The 15,363-nt window shown below is 71.6% G+C and carries 14 protein-coding genes; 4 read left to right on the top strand and 10 right to left on the bottom strand.

The window, feature by feature from the left end; all coding sequences use genetic code 11:
- Positions 1-113: 113 nt before the first annotated feature.
- From ACH4TV_RS26280 to ACH4TV_RS26265, 4 genes are all read right to left on the bottom strand, one after another.
- Positions 114-1,241 carry a DUF5954 family protein gene (locus ACH4TV_RS26280; RefSeq protein ID WP_398402137.1) on the bottom strand — a complete coding sequence of 376 codons (1,128 nt, stop codon included), beginning with the start codon at positions 1,239-1,241 and terminating at the stop codon, positions 114-116.
- Positions 1,242-1,338: 97 nt separating this feature from the next.
- The gene (locus ACH4TV_RS26275) at positions 1,339-2,298 is read right to left on the bottom strand and encodes a hypothetical protein (protein WP_398402135.1); all 960 of its coding nucleotides are present in this window, start codon (positions 2,296-2,298) and stop codon (positions 1,339-1,341) included.
- 10 nt (positions 2,299-2,308) lie between these two features.
- Positions 2,309-2,662: a hypothetical protein gene (locus ACH4TV_RS26270; RefSeq protein ID WP_398402133.1), complete on the bottom strand. Its 354-nt coding sequence runs from the start codon at positions 2,660-2,662 to the stop codon at positions 2,309-2,311.
- Positions 2,649-4,448, bottom strand: a complete 1,800-nt coding sequence (locus ACH4TV_RS26265; RefSeq protein WP_398402131.1) for a hypothetical protein — start codon at positions 4,446-4,448, stop codon at positions 2,649-2,651. The genes ACH4TV_RS26270 and ACH4TV_RS26265 overlap by 14 nt, the downstream gene beginning before the upstream one ends.
- A gap of 178 nt (positions 4,449-4,626) precedes the next feature.
- On the opposite strand from ACH4TV_RS26265, the gene ACH4TV_RS26260 reads away from it, so the two are divergent.
- Positions 4,627-5,532: a GNAT family N-acetyltransferase gene (locus ACH4TV_RS26260; RefSeq protein WP_398402129.1), complete on the top strand. Its 906-nt coding sequence runs from the start codon at positions 4,627-4,629 to the stop codon at positions 5,530-5,532.
- Between the two features lie 87 nt (positions 5,533-5,619).
- Here ACH4TV_RS26260 and ACH4TV_RS26255 read toward each other — a convergent pair whose 3' ends face one another.
- The 5 genes from ACH4TV_RS26255 to ACH4TV_RS26235 form a co-directional block, all read right to left on the bottom strand.
- Positions 5,620-6,609 (bottom strand): malate dehydrogenase, encoded by a 990-nt coding sequence (locus ACH4TV_RS26255; protein WP_398402127.1) that lies wholly within the window; start codon positions 6,607-6,609, stop codon positions 5,620-5,622.
- A 329-nt stretch (positions 6,610-6,938) separates the two neighbouring features.
- A complete protein-coding gene (locus ACH4TV_RS26250; RefSeq protein ID WP_398402125.1) occupies positions 6,939-8,270 on the bottom strand; it encodes an XRE family transcriptional regulator in 1,332 nt (443 codons plus the stop codon).
- A gap of 403 nt (positions 8,271-8,673) precedes the next feature.
- Positions 8,674-9,162, bottom strand: coding sequence for a helix-turn-helix domain-containing protein (locus tag ACH4TV_RS26245; RefSeq protein WP_398402123.1), 489 nt, complete (start codon positions 9,160-9,162; stop codon positions 8,674-8,676).
- Positions 9,163-9,255: 93 nt separating this feature from the next.
- Complete coding sequence (locus ACH4TV_RS26240; RefSeq protein WP_398402121.1) at positions 9,256-10,014, bottom strand: DUF3017 domain-containing protein; 759 nt, start codon at positions 10,012-10,014, stop codon at positions 9,256-9,258.
- Between the two features lie 517 nt (positions 10,015-10,531).
- Positions 10,532-11,386 (bottom strand): bifunctional methylenetetrahydrofolate dehydrogenase/methenyltetrahydrofolate cyclohydrolase, encoded by an 855-nt coding sequence (locus ACH4TV_RS26235; protein ID WP_398402119.1) that lies wholly within the window; start codon positions 11,384-11,386, stop codon positions 10,532-10,534.
- Between the two features lie 283 nt (positions 11,387-11,669).
- On the opposite strand from ACH4TV_RS26235, the gene ACH4TV_RS26230 reads away from it, so the two are divergent.
- The 3 genes from ACH4TV_RS26230 to ACH4TV_RS26220 all read left to right on the top strand — a co-directional run bounded on the left by ACH4TV_RS26230 (position 11,670) and on the right by ACH4TV_RS26220 (position 14,826).
- Positions 11,670-12,296 (top strand): hypothetical protein, encoded by a 627-nt coding sequence (locus ACH4TV_RS26230; RefSeq protein WP_398402117.1) that lies wholly within the window; start codon positions 11,670-11,672, stop codon positions 12,294-12,296.
- Positions 12,297-12,430: 134 nt separating this feature from the next.
- Positions 12,431-13,177, top strand: coding sequence for an FHA domain-containing protein (locus ACH4TV_RS26225; protein ID WP_398402115.1), 747 nt, complete (start codon positions 12,431-12,433; stop codon positions 13,175-13,177).
- Positions 13,177-14,826 carry a serine/threonine protein kinase gene (locus tag ACH4TV_RS26220; protein WP_398402113.1) on the top strand — a complete coding sequence of 550 codons (1,650 nt, stop codon included), beginning with the start codon at positions 13,177-13,179 and terminating at the stop codon, positions 14,824-14,826. The genes ACH4TV_RS26225 and ACH4TV_RS26220 overlap by 1 nt, the downstream gene beginning before the upstream one ends.
- A 113-nt stretch (positions 14,827-14,939) precedes the next feature.
- On the opposite strand, the gene ACH4TV_RS26215 is transcribed toward ACH4TV_RS26220, so the two are convergent.
- On the bottom strand, positions 14,940-15,299 hold the full coding sequence (locus ACH4TV_RS26215) for a hypothetical protein (RefSeq protein ID WP_398402111.1): 360 nt from the start codon (positions 15,297-15,299) through the stop codon (positions 14,940-14,942).
- Between the last annotated feature and the right edge of the window lie 64 nt (positions 15,300-15,363).

Raw genomic sequence — 15,363 nt, 5'->3', positions numbered from 1 at the left:
CGCGCGGCGGGGGGGGCACGCGGGGGGGCGCGGCGGCGGATGGGCGTATGGGGTTGGGGGGTGGGCGGCCGCTCCCCGCGCCCCCCCCCGCTACCCCTTACCCCCTCTACCCCTTACCCCTTCCCCTTCTTCCGGCTCTCCCGTACCGCCGCCCGTCGCGCCGTCTCCGCGTCCCAGAGTTCCTTCAGCTCCAGGGTCCGGGCGTCGAGGACGATCGGCTCGTCGTCGTCCTCCTCCTTCCACAGGCCCTGTTCCTTGAGCTGGCGGGTCTGGACGTCGACGGGTGGTTCGGGGTCGAAGTCGGACGGGCGCGGGCCCTCGGGGCCGTCGGGGCCGACCCGGATGAGGCGTTCGACGCGGGTGACGCGATAGCGGACGCCGTCCACGGTCGCGACGTTGGAGCGCTTCTCGTCCAGGTGGTCGGCGATACGGGCGTACTCGGCGGCCTTCTCCTCGCCCAGCCGTTGGGTGAAGGGGGCCATCACGCGCAGCCAGGAGGCCAGGGAGTCCCGCGCGCCCTGGGGCGTGGAGTCGGAGGCGCCGGGGTTGTGGGCCTTCCAACTCCCGTTCACCCGCTCGGAGATCATGTAGACGGCGGGCAGCAGCACCCCGCCCGGATGCGTGTGCAGAGCGCGCCGGGCCTCGTCGCGGATCTCCGGCGGCGCACCCGGGGTGACCCCGACGAACTGGATGAGATCGAGTTTGAGGATGCCGTCGGACAGCCCGGTGCCGGTGAAGGGATCGACCACGAACCCCTTGGTGCGGGGCCCCACCTTGTGCGCCTCGCCGACCTCCGCCGGGTCGGGGTCGGAGGGGCGGGGCGGCTCTGGCCCGTTCGGCCCCATCCGGACGAACCGTGAGGCACGGACGATCCGGAAGCGCTCGCCCCGTACGCGCACGTCGTTCACGACCTCGCGGTCCATGCGCAGCGCCGCCGCCATCCACTTGCGGCGGGCTTCCTCGTCGCCGGCGTCGTCGGCGCCCTTGGCCCGCATCCGGAACACCGAGCCCAGCGAGTCCCGGGAGCCCTGCGGTGTGTCGCTGCCGTGGCCGAAGAGCTCCCAGCCGCCCGTCTCGCACTCCCTCGTATGGAAGAACTCCGGGATGCCCACGCCCATCAGGTCGGGATAGCGCTTCGTGGCCTCGTACGCCTCCTGCTCCGCGAAGGCCGCGATCGGCCCGTCCTGGGCGGTGACCCGGATCGTCAGATACGCCGGGACCTCATCCCTGTAGTCACTCATGCACTGAGCGTGCACACAACGAAGCTGCCCGGCACCCGATTTCACCGAATCCGCGGGGGTTCGCGTGTGGAATCCTGTGGAACGGTCGCTGGTCGGTTCAGTCCGGTACCGGCGCGGCGCAGGCGCCGAGGGGTGGGCAGAACCAGTCCAACGCCGTGGTGAGCAGCTCCAGTTCGTCGTCGCGGCCGTCCGCGTCAGGGCCGTACGCGGCGATCGCGTAGACGTTGCCGTCGGACGCCACGAAACGCTCGTCGAAGACGTGCCAGGTGCCGACGTCGGGTTCGTTGCTGATGGAGTCGGCCAGGTACTCCAGCCGTGTGCCCGTGAACTCGCCGTCGTCGAGGGTCTCCAGGTCGAGCTCCGTGAAGCCGGGCGCCTTGGCGGTCTCGTCCGACAGGTACAGCTCGAACGACTCGGCCGGGGACGACTCCGCCACCTGGTACACCTGGATGCGGTGATTGCTGTCCGGGCTGCGGTAGTTGACCACGGCGATGCCGAACGAGGAGTCCGCCGTGGTCCGCGTCCACCCCTCGGGTCTAGCGATCCTGAAGCCCTCCTCGTCCTCGTACGACTCGTAGCCGACGGGCAGTTCGGGGCCGGACGCGGAGGGCGAGGCCGTCGTTTCGGTGGGCGAATCGGTCAGGTCCGTCGGCTCCGGGGTGCCGGGCGTCGTGGACTCGCCGGCCACGGTCGTCCGGTTGTCCTTGCCGTCGTCCCCGGTGTCGACCAGGAAGGTCAGCACCAGGCTCGCGGCGACACCGACGGCGGCGGCCCCGATCAGCACGGACCACACGAGCCGCCGTCCCGGGCCCCCGGTCGCGGCGGGCGCGGCGGGCTGACCGGCGGGCGGCCAGGAAGCGTCCGGCCACCCGGCGGGCACGGACACCGTGGGCGCCTCGGGCGGCGGCGCGCCCTCCCCCGGCTCCGCCGTCCCTGACCCCGCCGGCAGGAAGTGCGGCCGGGGCGGTGGCGGAGGCGTCGCCGAAGGGCCGGAACGGCTCCCGGTCTCCTCCCAGCGCTGCGTCTCCTCGTTCCAGTACCGCGATCCCCCGCTCATCGTGTTCCCCTCACATCCCCACGAGGCCCGCCACGGCCGCCGCCGAGGTGAACACGTTCAGCAGGGTCTGGGAGTCGGTGAGCAGCTCCCGCAGTCGCTCCCGGCGCGAGGGATCCGCCCGGCCGGTGCGGGTGATCTCCTCCTCCGCCTCCTCCAGCTCCGTGCGCAGAGCGTCCGTCTCCGCGCTGGCGCGCACCCGGGCCAGGTCGGCACGCAGCTCGCGTACGGCGTTCAGCAGTTCCTCGGCGGCCTCGTCGCGCTGCGGAGGCGCGCCGTGGTTGACGACGGCACGCGCGTGGCGGCCGACGGCGAAGGTGCTGTTCGAGACATCGCCAAAGCTGACGTTCGGTTCATCGCTGGCCATCGGAGCCGGATCCCGTCTGCGGCGCGGCGCCGCCGGTAGTCGTGGAGGTGGAGGCGAACTTGCCTACAGAGAAGGTGCTGTTCTCGACGCGCCCGAAGTTGTTCACGTCGCCGTTGATGACGTTGGTGACCCGCTGCATGAACTCGCCGGTCTGGTAACCGGATTCGGCCAGCGCGACCAGCACCCCGTTCGCCACCCGGTCCTGCACGTTCCTGAGATAGCGCAGAACGTCCATCTCCTGGAAGTCGGACCCGGTGCGTACGGAGCCCAACTCCCGCACGGACAGGGCCGGCCCGTCGGGCAGCGCACCCGCGTACCCGCCGGTCAGCAACCGCCAGACGTACAGCAGGCCCTTGCCCAGGGTGACGAGTGAGCGGGCCACGGAGCCGGGGACCTGGGCGACGGCCCAGGCGGCCTTGCCGAGGACGCTGTTGTTGCGGAAGCGGTGGGCGGCGCGGTCGGCGTTCTTGAAGTCCTCGCGCACCGGCGTCAGTACGTGCGGGGCGACCTCCAGCGTGAGCATGCGGCCCTGGGTGTGGACGCGCACGAAGACCGTGACGACCAGTTCCTCCTCCCAGCCGCCGACGCGGATACGCAGGAAGTGCCGCCTCTTCTCGGCGCCCTCCTCGACCGCACGCGCCCGGTGCTCCTCGAAGGCCTGCGGATAGTACGGCGCCTCCTCGCGCCGCTGGATCCCCTCGGCGGGCAGGAACACGCACTCGTCGATCTCCAGCCGGCGCAGCCGGTCGCGCCCGAGCTGACCCGCGTACTCGGCGGGCAGTCGCAGCTGTTCGATCAGCGGCCGGATCTTCTCCAGCACGACGCGGTTGCCGAGCGGCTGCTGCTTCTTCATCTCCTCGGGCCGCAGCTCCACGGCGAGGACCCAGGTCTGGTAGTCCGCGCCCGCACCGCAGAACGGCCGCAGCTCGTTGTACATGATCAGCGGCGCGTGCTGTTCGAGCCGGATGCGGTCCTTCAGCCGGTGGAACCGCTGTCCCTCCGCCCGCTCGGCGGGGTCCGAGGCGGCGTCCGGGAAGCGCTCCGGGGACAGTTCGGCTGCCAGCGCGCGGGCGAACTGGCCGCGCTGCGCGGCCACGCACAGGGCGATCAGCGCGAACATCGCGAACGTGGCCCACGCCTGCCACAGCTCGATCACGCCGTCGAGGCTGTCGGCGGACGGCACCAGCACGTCGGTCGGGCTCGGCGAGTCGGAGAAGCCGTCGCCGTACAGACCGGAGTCGTACGACGAACCGTAGCCCGAGTCGTACGAGGAGACGTCGTCCCCGGCGCCGAACGCGACGGCGAACGTGAGGACCAGCAGGAACGCGAACCAGCCGCGGCCCCACCAGCGGAGCAGAAAGGCGGGCACCAGGCGGTACAGGGGCGGGTGGTGGCCCCGGCCGCGGATCCAGGACGCGACCGCGATGTACAGGATGGGGAACAGGAAGAGGGCGAGCAGACCGCCGGTCAGCGCCGAGCCGACCACCCACAGGCCCAGGATCGCCCCGGCCCACAGCAGTTCCTGGCGTCTGGCCCGCAGGGCGTGCGCGAGGACGCGGGCCGCGTCGAAGCCGAGCGAGGGTGCCACGATCCGCTGTTCGTTGAGGTGCAGTTCCTCGATGACCCGGTCGCGGTATCCGGAGTCCAGATAGGTGCCGGCGCACAGCAGCCGGGTCGCCTCGCTGGCGTGCGGTGGCGTGGGCGCCTGTGCGGGCGGCGGGCCTGCCGGCGTCGGTTCCGGTTGCTGTGGTTGCTGTGGTTGCGGCGGCACGTATGCGGTACTCACGCGACTCCCCCGATGCGTGTAAAGGCCGTTGTCTGACGTTCAGTTGACAGCCCATCAGCATAGAGCGACGCACGAGGCGGGGATACCGGAATACCAGGAGGACGGCCGTGCGACCCCGGATGCACACACTGTCTCCACGCTGGACTCCCAGAAATCCTTTGACTAAGGTCAAAGAAATATGGAACCTGTGCTGACGAAGGATGCGGACGACGATGTCGCGGCCCTGCGCCGCTTCAACCGGTACTTCACGCGCCGCATCGGCGCCCTCGACGACCACTACCTCGGCCAGGACCGGCCACTGGGCGAGGCGCGACTGCTCTTCGAGATCTCCGAGACCGGGGACGGCGCCTCACTGCGCGAGCTGCGCAGCCGGCTCACCCTGGACGCCGGGTATCTGAGCCGGATGGTGCGCGCGCTGGAGTCTCAGGGGCTGGTGCGGGTGCGGGTGCATCCCGAGGACAGCCGGTCCCGGGTGGTGCGGCTGACGCCGGCCGGGAAGGCCGAGCTGACGGAGCAGAACCGGCGGGCCGACGGGCTGGCGGCGGGCCTCCTGGCCGGCCTCGACGACACCCGGCGCGGCGAACTGACGACCGCCCTCGACACGGCCCGACGGCTGCTCCGCCTCGCGGCGATCACCGTCGAGGTGGCCGACGGCGCGAGTTCCGACGCCCGCGCCTGTCTGGCCGCGTACGCCGCCGACATCGACGAACGGTTCCCCGAGGGCTTCGACCCCGCCGCCCTCGTACAGCCGCACGAGGTGTCGGGGGACGCGGGTGCCTTCCTGGTCGCGTACGAGGAAGGGCGTGCCGTGGGCTGCGGGGCGCTGCGGCGGCTCGACCCGGGGGTCGGCGAGATCCGGCACGTCTGGGTGGACCCGGGGGCCCGCCGTCTGGGCCTCGCCCGCCGGCTGCTGGACGCCCTCGAACACGAGGCGGCGGAACGGCACTTGACGGTCGTACGGCTGGACACGCACGCCGTGCTGACGGAGGCGCAGGCGATGTACCGGGCGTGCGGCTACACGGAGATCCCGCGCTACGACGACAACCCGTACGCGGGGCACTGGTTCGAGAAGCGGCTGTCCTGACCCGCCCGGACGCACCCGGGCCCCGTCCGGCGAAAGCCTGAACGGGGCCCGGGGGAAAAGCAGTTGGGGCTGGTGGAACCGGTGGGACTAGATCAGGCCGAGGGCGCGGACCGCGTCGCGCTCCTCCGTCAGTTCCTGCACCGACGCGTCGATGCGGGCGCGGGAGAAGTCGTTGATGTCCAGGCCCTGGACGATCTCGTACGCGCCGTCCTTCGTGGTGACCGGGAAGGAGGAGATGATGCCCTCCGGAACGCCGTACGAGCCGTCGGACGGGATGCCCATGGAGGCCCAGTCGCCGTCCGCCGTGCCGTTGACCCACGTGTAGACGTGGTCGATGGCGGCGTTGGCGGCGGAGGCGGCCGAGGACGCGCCACGGGCCTCGATGATCGCGGCGCCGCGCTTGGCGACGGTCGGGATGAAGTCCTCCGCGAGCCACTTCTCGTCGCTCACGACCTCGGCGGCGTTCTTGCCGCCGACCGTGGCGTGGAAGATGTCGGGGTACTGGGTGGCCGAGTGGTTGCCCCAGATGGTGAGGCGCTTGATGTCGGCGACCGTCGAGCCCGTCTTCTTCGCGAGCTGCGTGAGCGCGCGGTTGTGGTCCAGGCGGGTCATCGCGGTGAAACGCTCGGCCGGTACGTCCGGCGCGGCGGCCTGCGCGATCAGCGCGTTGGTGTTGGCCGGGTTGCCGACGACGAGGACCTTGATGTCGTCCGCGGCGTTGTCGTTGATGGCCTTGCCCTGGGGCTTGAAGATGCCGCCGTTGGCCGAGAGGAGGTCACCGCGCTCCATGCCCTTGGTACGCGGGCGGGCGCCCACCAGGAGGGCGACGTTGGCGCCGTCGAAGGCTGCGTTCGCGTCGTCCGTGATGTCGATGCCCTGGAGCAGCGGGAAGGCGCAGTCGTCGAGCTCCATCGCGGTGCCCTCGGCGGCCTTGAGCGCCGGGGTGATCTCCAGGAGGCGGAGCCTGACCGGCACGTCCGCGCCGAGCAGCTGGCCGGAGGCGATGCGGAAGAGCAGGGCGTAACCGATCTGGCCGGCCGCGCCGGTGACGGTGACGTTCACGGGAGTGCGGGTCATGGCGTTCTCCGTATGACAGCTGTCGGTGGGGCGTCGCTGCCCCGGGGGGTTCGGATGATCGATCTCTTGGCGTCAAGAGAGATCCAGCCGTCAGGCTATCGCGCATCCGGGATCCCGTACGTCCGGGTCCGTGTGGCCCACCCCACAGAGTCGGTTCACGGCGCGGCACAGCGACGGCCGCTCGTCCGGGAGAGGAGTGACGAGCGGCCGTCGGCCGGGTGACCGACCGTGCCGGACTCCCGTGGGGGTACTTCACCGCCTGCCCCGAACCGGGCCGGGCATTCCCCCGTACGGCAATTCCGTACGAGGGAAATGTGGCGCCGTCGTCCTTACTGCGTGCAGCCCTTCTCCGCGGTGGCCGCGAGGGTGACGCACGCCGTCGCGTCGCCCGCGTCCTTCACGGCCACCATCGGCGTGTACGCGTCGGTGTCCGTGTCGACCTCACCGGTCTGCTTCTTCGCCGTGCCGGACGCGGCGACGTCGACCTGGTCGCCCGGAGCTGCCTGGGTGATGCGCGCCCAGGCGGCCTGGCAGGTCTTGCTGTAGCGGACCTCGACGAGCGTGGTGCCGACGGTGACGCTGTTGGCGGTCTGCGCCAACTCGCCGCCGCAGCCCATGTTCTCCGGGTCCTGGCCGGTGCACGCGTCGCCGCTGCACTTCACGCCGACCGGCAGGTCGGTGTTGGTGTCGGCCGAGACGGTCGGGGAGGGGGGCGGCGCGCCCGCTTCCGGTGTGTCCCCGCCCTTGGTGAGGAACCACGCGGCCGCGACCACCACCGACGCGCCCGCCACGCCCGCGAGGAACATCGTCAGCCGCCGCTTGCGCCGCGAACCGCCACCGCTGCCGCCACCGCCCGGCCGGGCGTCCTGCGGCGGACCGCCGGGTGACATCACGGGCGTACCGGGAGTCCAGGTCGACGACGCCCCGGACTGTCCGTCCGGTCCGCCTGGTCCGCCCAGTCCCGAAGCCGAGGGTGCGCGCCCCCCGGCGCCGATCCTCGACGACGGTCCGGCGTACCCGGCCAGCCCCCACGAGTTGGCCTCGGCCGAGGGGAAACTCCCGGAGCTTCCGGAGTTCGCTGAGCTTGCGGAACTCGCGGAACTCACCGAGCCGCTGGAACCACCGCTCCGCGCGGCGCCGGCGCGAATGTCACGCGCGTCCCGTACGTCGCCCGCCGAGTCCCGGGTCTCCGGGGCCGTCGGCTGCGGCGGCACGGTCGGTGCGACGCCCGCGGGACCGGCGATGCCCGGTGTCGCCGTCGCGCTCCGGGCGGGCCGCCCGTTCTTGCCGCTTCCGTTCTTCGTGTCGGCGGCAGGCGCCCCGGACTCACCCAGCGCGGCGCGCGCCTGGGAGATCCGGATCGCCTCCATGGTCATGTCGTGGCGCATCTCCGAGCGGCTCCAGGCACGCTCGGCCAACTCCCACATCGTGGTGAGATGCATGGGATTGGTACCGGTGACCTCGGCCAGGGCGACTATCGCGCCCTTCGGCGCGAGGAGCCGGCCGTTGAGATAACGCTCCCAGGACGTCTTGCTGTAGCCCGTGCGGTCGGACACCGCCGCGACGCTCAGGCCACTGCGGTCCACGAGCCTGCGCAACTGGCTCGCGAACTCCTTGACCTGCGGATCGAGTTCATCCGGCAAGGCCCTCCAACGAGGCATTGCTTCCCCCCTCATTCCCCCCGGTTCGTGCCGGCTGTTCTCCCGCGCGTGTTGCCGTGGTTCCCTTGACCGAGTCCCGTCCTGGCTACCCACACGGATGCGCCCAGTCAGGATCTCGGTTCCCGGGGTGGGGGCGCACGGGAGCATTGTCAGGCCTGGGGGTGCACCGTTGCACGCCCCTGGCTTGCGGTCCAGTGTTCCACCGACGCCCCCCACGGCCGGCCAAACCCCTGAATAGTGCACGAGACGCCCCGAGCCGTCCCGATTGCCCCACGTTAGCCCTCGTGTCTTGCGCCCTGCTCGCAAATCCTCGAACTTATCGACACATCGACACACAGAAAGCACAAGAGCGGTCACAGCGGGCACACGGATGCCACGATCTCTCAGCGGCATCAACGCGACATCAACCAAAAACGACAGCGCCGATCACCGCGAGCATCACGAGCGCCGGTACGAGGAGCAGGGCGACGAGCAGCACCCGCCGCGAGGAGTCCCCAAGGGCCCCGGAATCCCCGGAATCCCCGGCGGACTCGGACTCCACCCACCAGGGAAGGGTCGGCACCTCCTCCTCGTACACCCCGTCGTACGCCCCGGCCTGCTGCGCGGGAGCCGGCGGGCGGGGCCAGGCCCGGACCGCCAGCTCCCAGCGGACCCCGAAGCGTTCGGCGTCCGCCGGTGTGAGTTCCGCCACCCGGCACAGGGCGGCTATCGCCTGCCGGGGCGGCGGCTGGGTCGCGTTGAGATACCGCTGCCAGGAGGACTTGCTGTACGCGGTACGCGCGCCGAGCGCGGCCAGGCTGAGCCCCGTGCGGTCCTTGAGGAGCCGCACCTGCTCCACGAAGTGCCGCACCTCCGGCGGCAGATCGTCCGGCAGCGGCTGCCAGGCGCTCATCGCGCACCCTCCTCGACGTTCGTCGGCGTTCGCCGGCCTTCACCGGCCGGTCCGAGGCGTTTGACGACGCCGGACGGCGGGTCGGTTCCCGCGCTACTGCGCGTCGCTGCGGATCGTGTAGTGCAGCGTGTCGTTGAGGAACGGGATCTCCAGCCAGGGTCTCGGCTGCGCCATCATCGACAGCAGCACGATGGCCGTGCCCAGCACCGTGTACGTGACCATGTCGGTGAAGCGGGAGCGCACCGCGAGCATCCCGACGTCGGGCACCACCCAGCGCAGTACGGCACCGCCCAGCAGCGCGGCCCCGATCAGCAGCGTCCCGTACCGGAACACGTCGAGCGCGGTGATCAGCAGCCCCACCCCGACCACACTCAGCACCAGAAGGATCGGCCACTGCCGCGCAGGCGCCGGCGCACCCCCCGAGGCCGCCCGGCCACCCCCCTCCGGCCGCGCGGTGTCCCGCGTGAAGAGAGGAAACCGCCGAGTCGTACGCCGAGGCCGCCCCTCGGCATCAGGCGCACTGACGGGGTCGACGGCACCGTCCGGGTCGGCGACATCCGCCGGGCCGGCGGCACTGGCCGGGCCGGCGGCACTGGCCGGGCCGGCGGCACTGGCCGGGCCGGCGGCACTGGCCGGGCCGACAACACTGACGTGATCGCCGGGCCTGGACGCCCTGTCGGGCTCGGGTGCCTGGCCGGACTCGTACGCCTCACCAGAGGTGGACGTCCCGCCGGACCGGGAATCCCGGCCGGAGTCAGCCGTCCCACCGGAGCGGGAACCCCCGACCGACTCGGACGCGCTGCCGAGCTCGCGGGTCCCACCGGAAGCGGCGGGCCCAGCCGACTCAGACACCCTGCCGGACTCGCGGGTCCCACCGGAAGCGGCGGGCCCAGCCGACTCAGACACCCTGCCGGACTCGCGGGTCCCACCGGAAGCGGCGGGCCCAGCCGACTCGGACACCCTGCCGGACTCGCGGGTCCCACCGGAAGTGGCGGGCCCAGCCGACTCGGACACCCTGCCGGACTCGCGGGTCCCACCGGAAGTGGCGGGCCCAGCCGACTCGGACACCCTGCCGGACTCGGATGCCCCGCCAGCGGTAGCAGCCCCACCGGAACGCGAAGCCCTCCCTGCCCCTGAAGCCCCACCGGAGGAGGAGGCCTCGCCGAACCGAGGCGCCCCACCGGAGGTGGATGCCCCCGTCGACTCGGCCGCCTCCGCGCCGGGCGTGCCGTCGCCGAGCGGCTTTCGCACGCCCCCCGCCTTTCGCTCACCCTCCGGCCCTCGGCCGCCCTCCGGCTCCGGGCCGTCGACCGGCGACCGGCCGTCGACCGGGGCCGGGCCGTCGACCGGGCCCCGCCTGTTTTCCGCCTCAGCCGACACTGCGCTCCGCCGCCTCGACCACGTTGACGAGGAGCTGGGCGCGGGTCATCGGGCCGACTCCGCCGGGGTTCGGGGAGATCCAGCCGGCGACCTCGGTGACGCCCGGGTGGACGTCGCCCACGATCTTGCCCTCGGCGGAGCGGGAGACGCCGACGTCGAGGACGGCGGCGCCCGGCTTCACGTCCTCGGGGCGGACCAGGTGGGCGGAGCCGGCCGCGGCGACGATGATGTCGGCGCGGCGGAGGTGGGCGGCCAGGTCACGCGTACCCGTGTGGCACTGCGTCACCGTCGCGTTCTCGCTGCGCCGGGTCAGGAGCAACGGCATCGGGCGGCCGATCGTCACTCCACGGCCGACGACCACGACCTCGGCGCCCTTGATCTCGACGCCGTGGCTGCGGAGGAGGGTGAGGATGCCGTTGGGGGTGCAGGGGAGCGGGGCCGGCTCGTTCAGGACGAGGCGGCCGAGGTTCATCGGGTGGAGGCCGTCGGCGTCCTTGTCGGGGTCCATCAGTTCGAGGATGCGGTTCTCGTCGATGCCCTTGGGGAGGGGCAGTTGGACGATGTAACCGGTGCAGGCGGGGTCCTCGTTCAGCTCGCGGACCGCCGCCTCGATCTCCTCCTGGGTCGCCGTGGCGGGCAGTTCGCGCTGGATGGAGGCGATGCCCACCTGTGCGCAGTCGCGGTGCTTGCCGGCGACGTATTTCTGGCTGCCGGGGTCCTCCCCGACCAGGATCGTGCCGAGGCCGGGCGTGACGCCCTTCTCCTTCAGCGCCGCCACGCGGGCGGTCAGGTCGGACTTGATCGCGGCTGCGGTGGCCTTGCCATCGAGAATCTGGGCGGTCATGCCCCCATCCTCGCGGATGACCACCTCCGGGTTCCAATCCGGGTTCCGATCCGGCTTCCGATCCGGGTGTCCTACCGACGTATGCGCATGATCGCGGATGTTGCACTTGCACAACACATGGACTATGCGGCTGGACAAGTGCGGGCGAACTGAAGAACGATTAAACGACAAGCAGCACAGTGCCGCGGGCAGGGCCGGGGGGCGGACCGCATCTGTACATCACCTTCCTCCGTTCGGTGTCTCGCGCGTCCCCGCACTTGACGCAGACGGAGGAAAGCCCGCCATGAGTTTCGGCGACCCGAACAACCCGTACGGCCCGCCCCAGGGGCAGCCCCAGCAGCCGGCCCCCGGCTACGGCTACCCCCAGCAGACCCCGCCCCAGCAGCCCGGCTACGGCTACCCGGCGGCCCCGCCGCTCGGCCAGCAGGCGTACGGGCAGCCGGGCTACGGCGGCGGCTACCCTGGCGGCCCGCTCACGATGCCGGGCAATGTGAAGGCCGCCCGCGTGATGCTCTTCGTCATCGCGGGTCTCCAGGTGATCGGCGCCATCCTCTTCGCGCTGTCCGCCTTCGCGATCAGCGCCGCGAAGAACGACGAGGAACTGCAGAACGACGTCGACTTCCAGCAACTCGCCGACTACTCGTCCGGCGCCCTGTGGGCCGGCACCGCGCTGGTCCTCGCCTGGGGCGTCTTCGCAATCGTCCTCGGTGCGAAGTTCTCCAGCGGCGGCAGCGGCATCCGGATCACCACGATGGTGTTCGCGATCATCACCGCGATCCTGGGCATCTACCCGTTCATCGTCGTCGGCCTGGTGCACACCGTGCTCGCGATCCTCGTCGCGGTGTTCGTCGGCAAGTCCGACGGCGCGGCCTGGTTCAACCGCTCGAAGTACCCGGCGGCCCACCACTAGCAGGACACGGTCTGCGGCTAGTTCACGCCATTCACCGTCAAGGGCCGTGTCTCAGCTCGCGCAACAGGAGACACGGCCCTGGTGCGTCGCCCTACCCTGGCTCCGGTATTTGCGAGGCCCCGGGGAGACGCACCTTGTACAGCATCATCGTGGTACCTCCGCCGACCACGGAGGACGAGCGAAGAAACACCCGCTTCCGGCTCGCGCCCGGCGAGCGGCTCACGTTCGGACGGTCCGCGACCGACAACGACCTGGAGATCCCGCACGAGGGTGTCTCCCGCGCCGCCGGTGAGATCACCGCGCAGGGCGCCTTCTGGATACTCAGCAACCTCAGCCGCACCCAGACGTACGTCGTCGAGAACCCGGAGGGCGCGGGCGAGCACATCAAGGTGGGCCCGGGGCGCCTGGACGCACCGGTCCCCTTCGAGTTCTCGCGGATCGTGCTCCCGGCGGCCGGTGACCTGCTCCCGGTCGAGGTGTGGGCACCGCGCCACGACTACCGCGACCCGTCCGCCGGTCCGACCGGCGCGACCACCGCGCCCGCCTTCTCCGTCGACCGCACGAAGCGTTACTTCGCGGTCCTGGCCGCCCTGTGCGAGCCCCGGCTGCGCGGCGCCCCGCACGCCCCGCTGCCGACCGTCGACCAGGTCGTCGACCGGCTGCGCCCCAACTGGCCTGCGACGTCCCGCACTTCGGTGCAGTGGAACATCGACTACCTGGCCGTGAAGCTGCGCCTCAAACCCGGCCCCGACACGGCGGACACGGGCCCGCGCCTCAACGGCAAGAAGGAGTCCCTCGTCTCGCTGGCGCTCCGTTTCGACCTCGTACGAGAGGACGACCTGACCGTGCTGACCAGCGTGCCGGGCGCGGGAGAGCGGTGATGCCGGAGGCGTACGCGGTGACGGTGCCCAAGGGTTACCGGGTGGGCACCTGGGAGGTACGGGAGCCGATCGCGACGGGCGCGTTCGGCAGTGTGTACGAGGCACGGCGCGTCGACGACGGACAGGGCGACCAGCTCACCGGGGGTGCCGGCGCGCCCGAGCACCTCCCCCGCACCGCCGCCCTCAAGTTCCTGCCCACGGGCACCGGCACCCCCCGTCACCTCGCCCACCTGCGCGAACTGGCGGACCGCGAACTGACGTTGCACCGCCGGCTGAAGCGTCCCCGGCTGATCCGCATGTACGAGGCGCTGACGGTGGACGACCCCGCCCACCCGGACCTGGACGGCGCGGTGGTCCTCGTACTGGAGAAGGCGGAGGAGTCCCTTGCGGCCCTCCTCGCCCGCACCCAGGGCCCGGCAGCGCAGGGCCCGCCGCCGCAGAACCCGGCCCTCCTCACGCAGATCTGCGAGGGGCTGGTCCAGTTGCACCGGGCGGGCTGGGTGCACGGTGATCTGAAACCGGCCAATGTGCTGCTGATGAAGGACGGTTCGGCGCGGCTGGCCGACTTCAACATGGCCGCGGAACTGGAGGGCACGCACGCGTACACGCCTGCCTTCTCGACGCCCGACTACACGCCCCCGGAACTCCTGTGGTCGGAGATCGGCGAACGGGGCCGCCGTATCCGTCCGTCGGCCGACATCTGGGCCTTCGGCGTTCTGGCCCACCTGGTGCTCACCGGCTCCTTCCCGCTGCCCGGCGGCACCCCGACGACCCGCCGCGACGCGGCGGCGGCCTACGCCCGGGGCACCGACGAACTCCGCCTCTCCCCCGGCCTCCCCGACGGCTGGGCGGAGATCGTGCGGGACTGTCTGACCCGTACGCACGAGGAACGGATCACGGGCGAGGCGCTCCTGCGGAGAGTGGAGACGGTGACGGGTACGGGCGCCGGTGCCGGACTCCTGTCCCGCACCCTCTCTCGCCTCGTCCCCCGGTTCCCGCGCCGGGGCCGCAGAACGCTGATCGGGAGCGCGACGGTCGCGACGGTGGCCCTGGGCGCACTCGCCGCGTTCAGCTACGGCATCAACGGCGAGGCGGACGAGGAGGAACCGGCCGGCGAGTCGAAGGCCACCGGCCGGGCGTCGTCGGTCACGGCGGCCGCCGCGTACGGCGCCGCCGACCTCCGCAGCGACAAGGACATCCCGCCCGCCTACCGGCTGCTGATCGTCGAGACGGCGCACGACTGCAGGCAACCGGACGTCACCCCGTCCCTCATCGCGGCCATGCTGAAGGTCGAGAGCGACTTCGACCCGAACCTCGCCGATCCCGCCAACGACGAGTACGGCATCGCCCGTTGGACCCCGCGCGTACTGCGCTGGTGGATGCGCGAGGACGGCACCCCCGCCGTCTCCGTCCCCGAACCGCCCTTCCCACCCGCCGAGTCCATCCCGGCCATGGGCCGCTACCTGTGCTGGATCGCGCCCCGCCTGGACTCGCAACTGCCGGGCGACCGCCGGGTACTGATCTCGGCGGCCTACCGGATGTCGTACGAGAAGGTGAACGACGCGGCCGGAGTTCCCCCGAAGATCCAGCCCTATGCCGACCGCATCGCCCACTACCTCAAGGAGTACACGCCTCCGGGGAAGAAGTGACCCTGAGAGTTACGAGGTACACCTCCCCGCCCTTCCACGCGAGGGTGTCACCGTCCGCCCCGCGCGGACGTGTGGCCTCCGGCCCCCTCGGGGGAGGGCCGGAGGCGTCACGTTCACGGTGCCGGGAGGGACAGGCAGGCCCCGATCGAGGGGCTCACGGCCCGCACACTGTTGTCCCAGGTGTTGGTCTGCCCCGGGGCCAGTCCGTGGCTCAGTTGCCCGGTCACGCAGTAACCGGTCTTCGTGCTGTTGGTGATCTCCGTGATCAGTAACGCGGGGTCGAACGAGACCCCCTGCCCTTCCGGTACGAGCAGCGGCTGACCGCTCCCGAGCAGGGGCAGGAGACAGACGTACCCCGTCGGACACGCCACCGCCACGTCACGCTCGGCGGCGGACGCGGACACACTCCCCACGGCGACGACGACGGTGGCGCCGAGGGCGACCACCAGCGAGCGTCTGAACTTGTCGCGCATCACTGGACCTCCAGAGGCCGGTACGAACAGGCAGTCGCCTGTCGCCACACCGTCCCAGCGGAAC

It is taken from the genome of Streptomyces sp. NPDC020898, from assembly GCF_044333925.1.
Lineage (GTDB): Bacteria > Actinomycetota > Actinomycetes > Streptomycetales > Streptomycetaceae > Streptomyces.
The sequence above is the reverse complement of the archived record's forward strand: the minus strand, read 5'-3'. Positions and strand labels throughout refer to the sequence as shown.

Coding starts and splice junctions, on each gene's coding strand:
- ACH4TV_RS26260 (WP_398402129.1), top strand. CDS start 4,627: ATGGAACCTGTGCTGACGAAGGATGCGGACGACGATGTCGCGGCCCTG.
- ACH4TV_RS26220 (WP_398402113.1), top strand. CDS start 13,177: ATGCCGGAGGCGTACGCGGTGACGGTGCCCAAGGGTTACCGGGTGGGC.
- ACH4TV_RS26275 (WP_398402135.1), bottom strand. CDS start 2,298: ATGAGCGGGGGATCGCGGTACTGGAACGAGGAGACGCAGCGCTGGGAG.
- ACH4TV_RS26250 (WP_398402125.1), bottom strand. CDS start 8,270: ATGCCTCGTTGGAGGGCCTTGCCGGATGAACTCGATCCGCAGGTCAAG.
- ACH4TV_RS26235 (WP_398402119.1), bottom strand. CDS start 11,386: ATGACCGCCCAGATTCTCGATGGCAAGGCCACCGCAGCCGCGATCAAG.
- ACH4TV_RS26245 (WP_398402123.1), bottom strand. CDS start 9,162: ATGAGCGCCTGGCAGCCGCTGCCGGACGATCTGCCGCCGGAGGTGCGG.
- ACH4TV_RS26215 (WP_398402111.1), bottom strand. CDS start 15,299: ATGCGCGACAAGTTCAGACGCTCGCTGGTGGTCGCCCTCGGCGCCACC.
- ACH4TV_RS26270 (WP_398402133.1), bottom strand. CDS start 2,662: ATGGCCAGCGATGAACCGAACGTCAGCTTTGGCGATGTCTCGAACAGC.
- ACH4TV_RS26280 (WP_398402137.1), bottom strand. CDS start 1,241: ATGAGTGACTACAGGGATGAGGTCCCGGCGTATCTGACGATCCGGGTC.
- ACH4TV_RS26255 (WP_398402127.1), bottom strand. CDS start 6,609: ATGACCCGCACTCCCGTGAACGTCACCGTCACCGGCGCGGCCGGCCAG.
- ACH4TV_RS26230 (WP_398402117.1), top strand. CDS start 11,670: ATGAGTTTCGGCGACCCGAACAACCCGTACGGCCCGCCCCAGGGGCAG.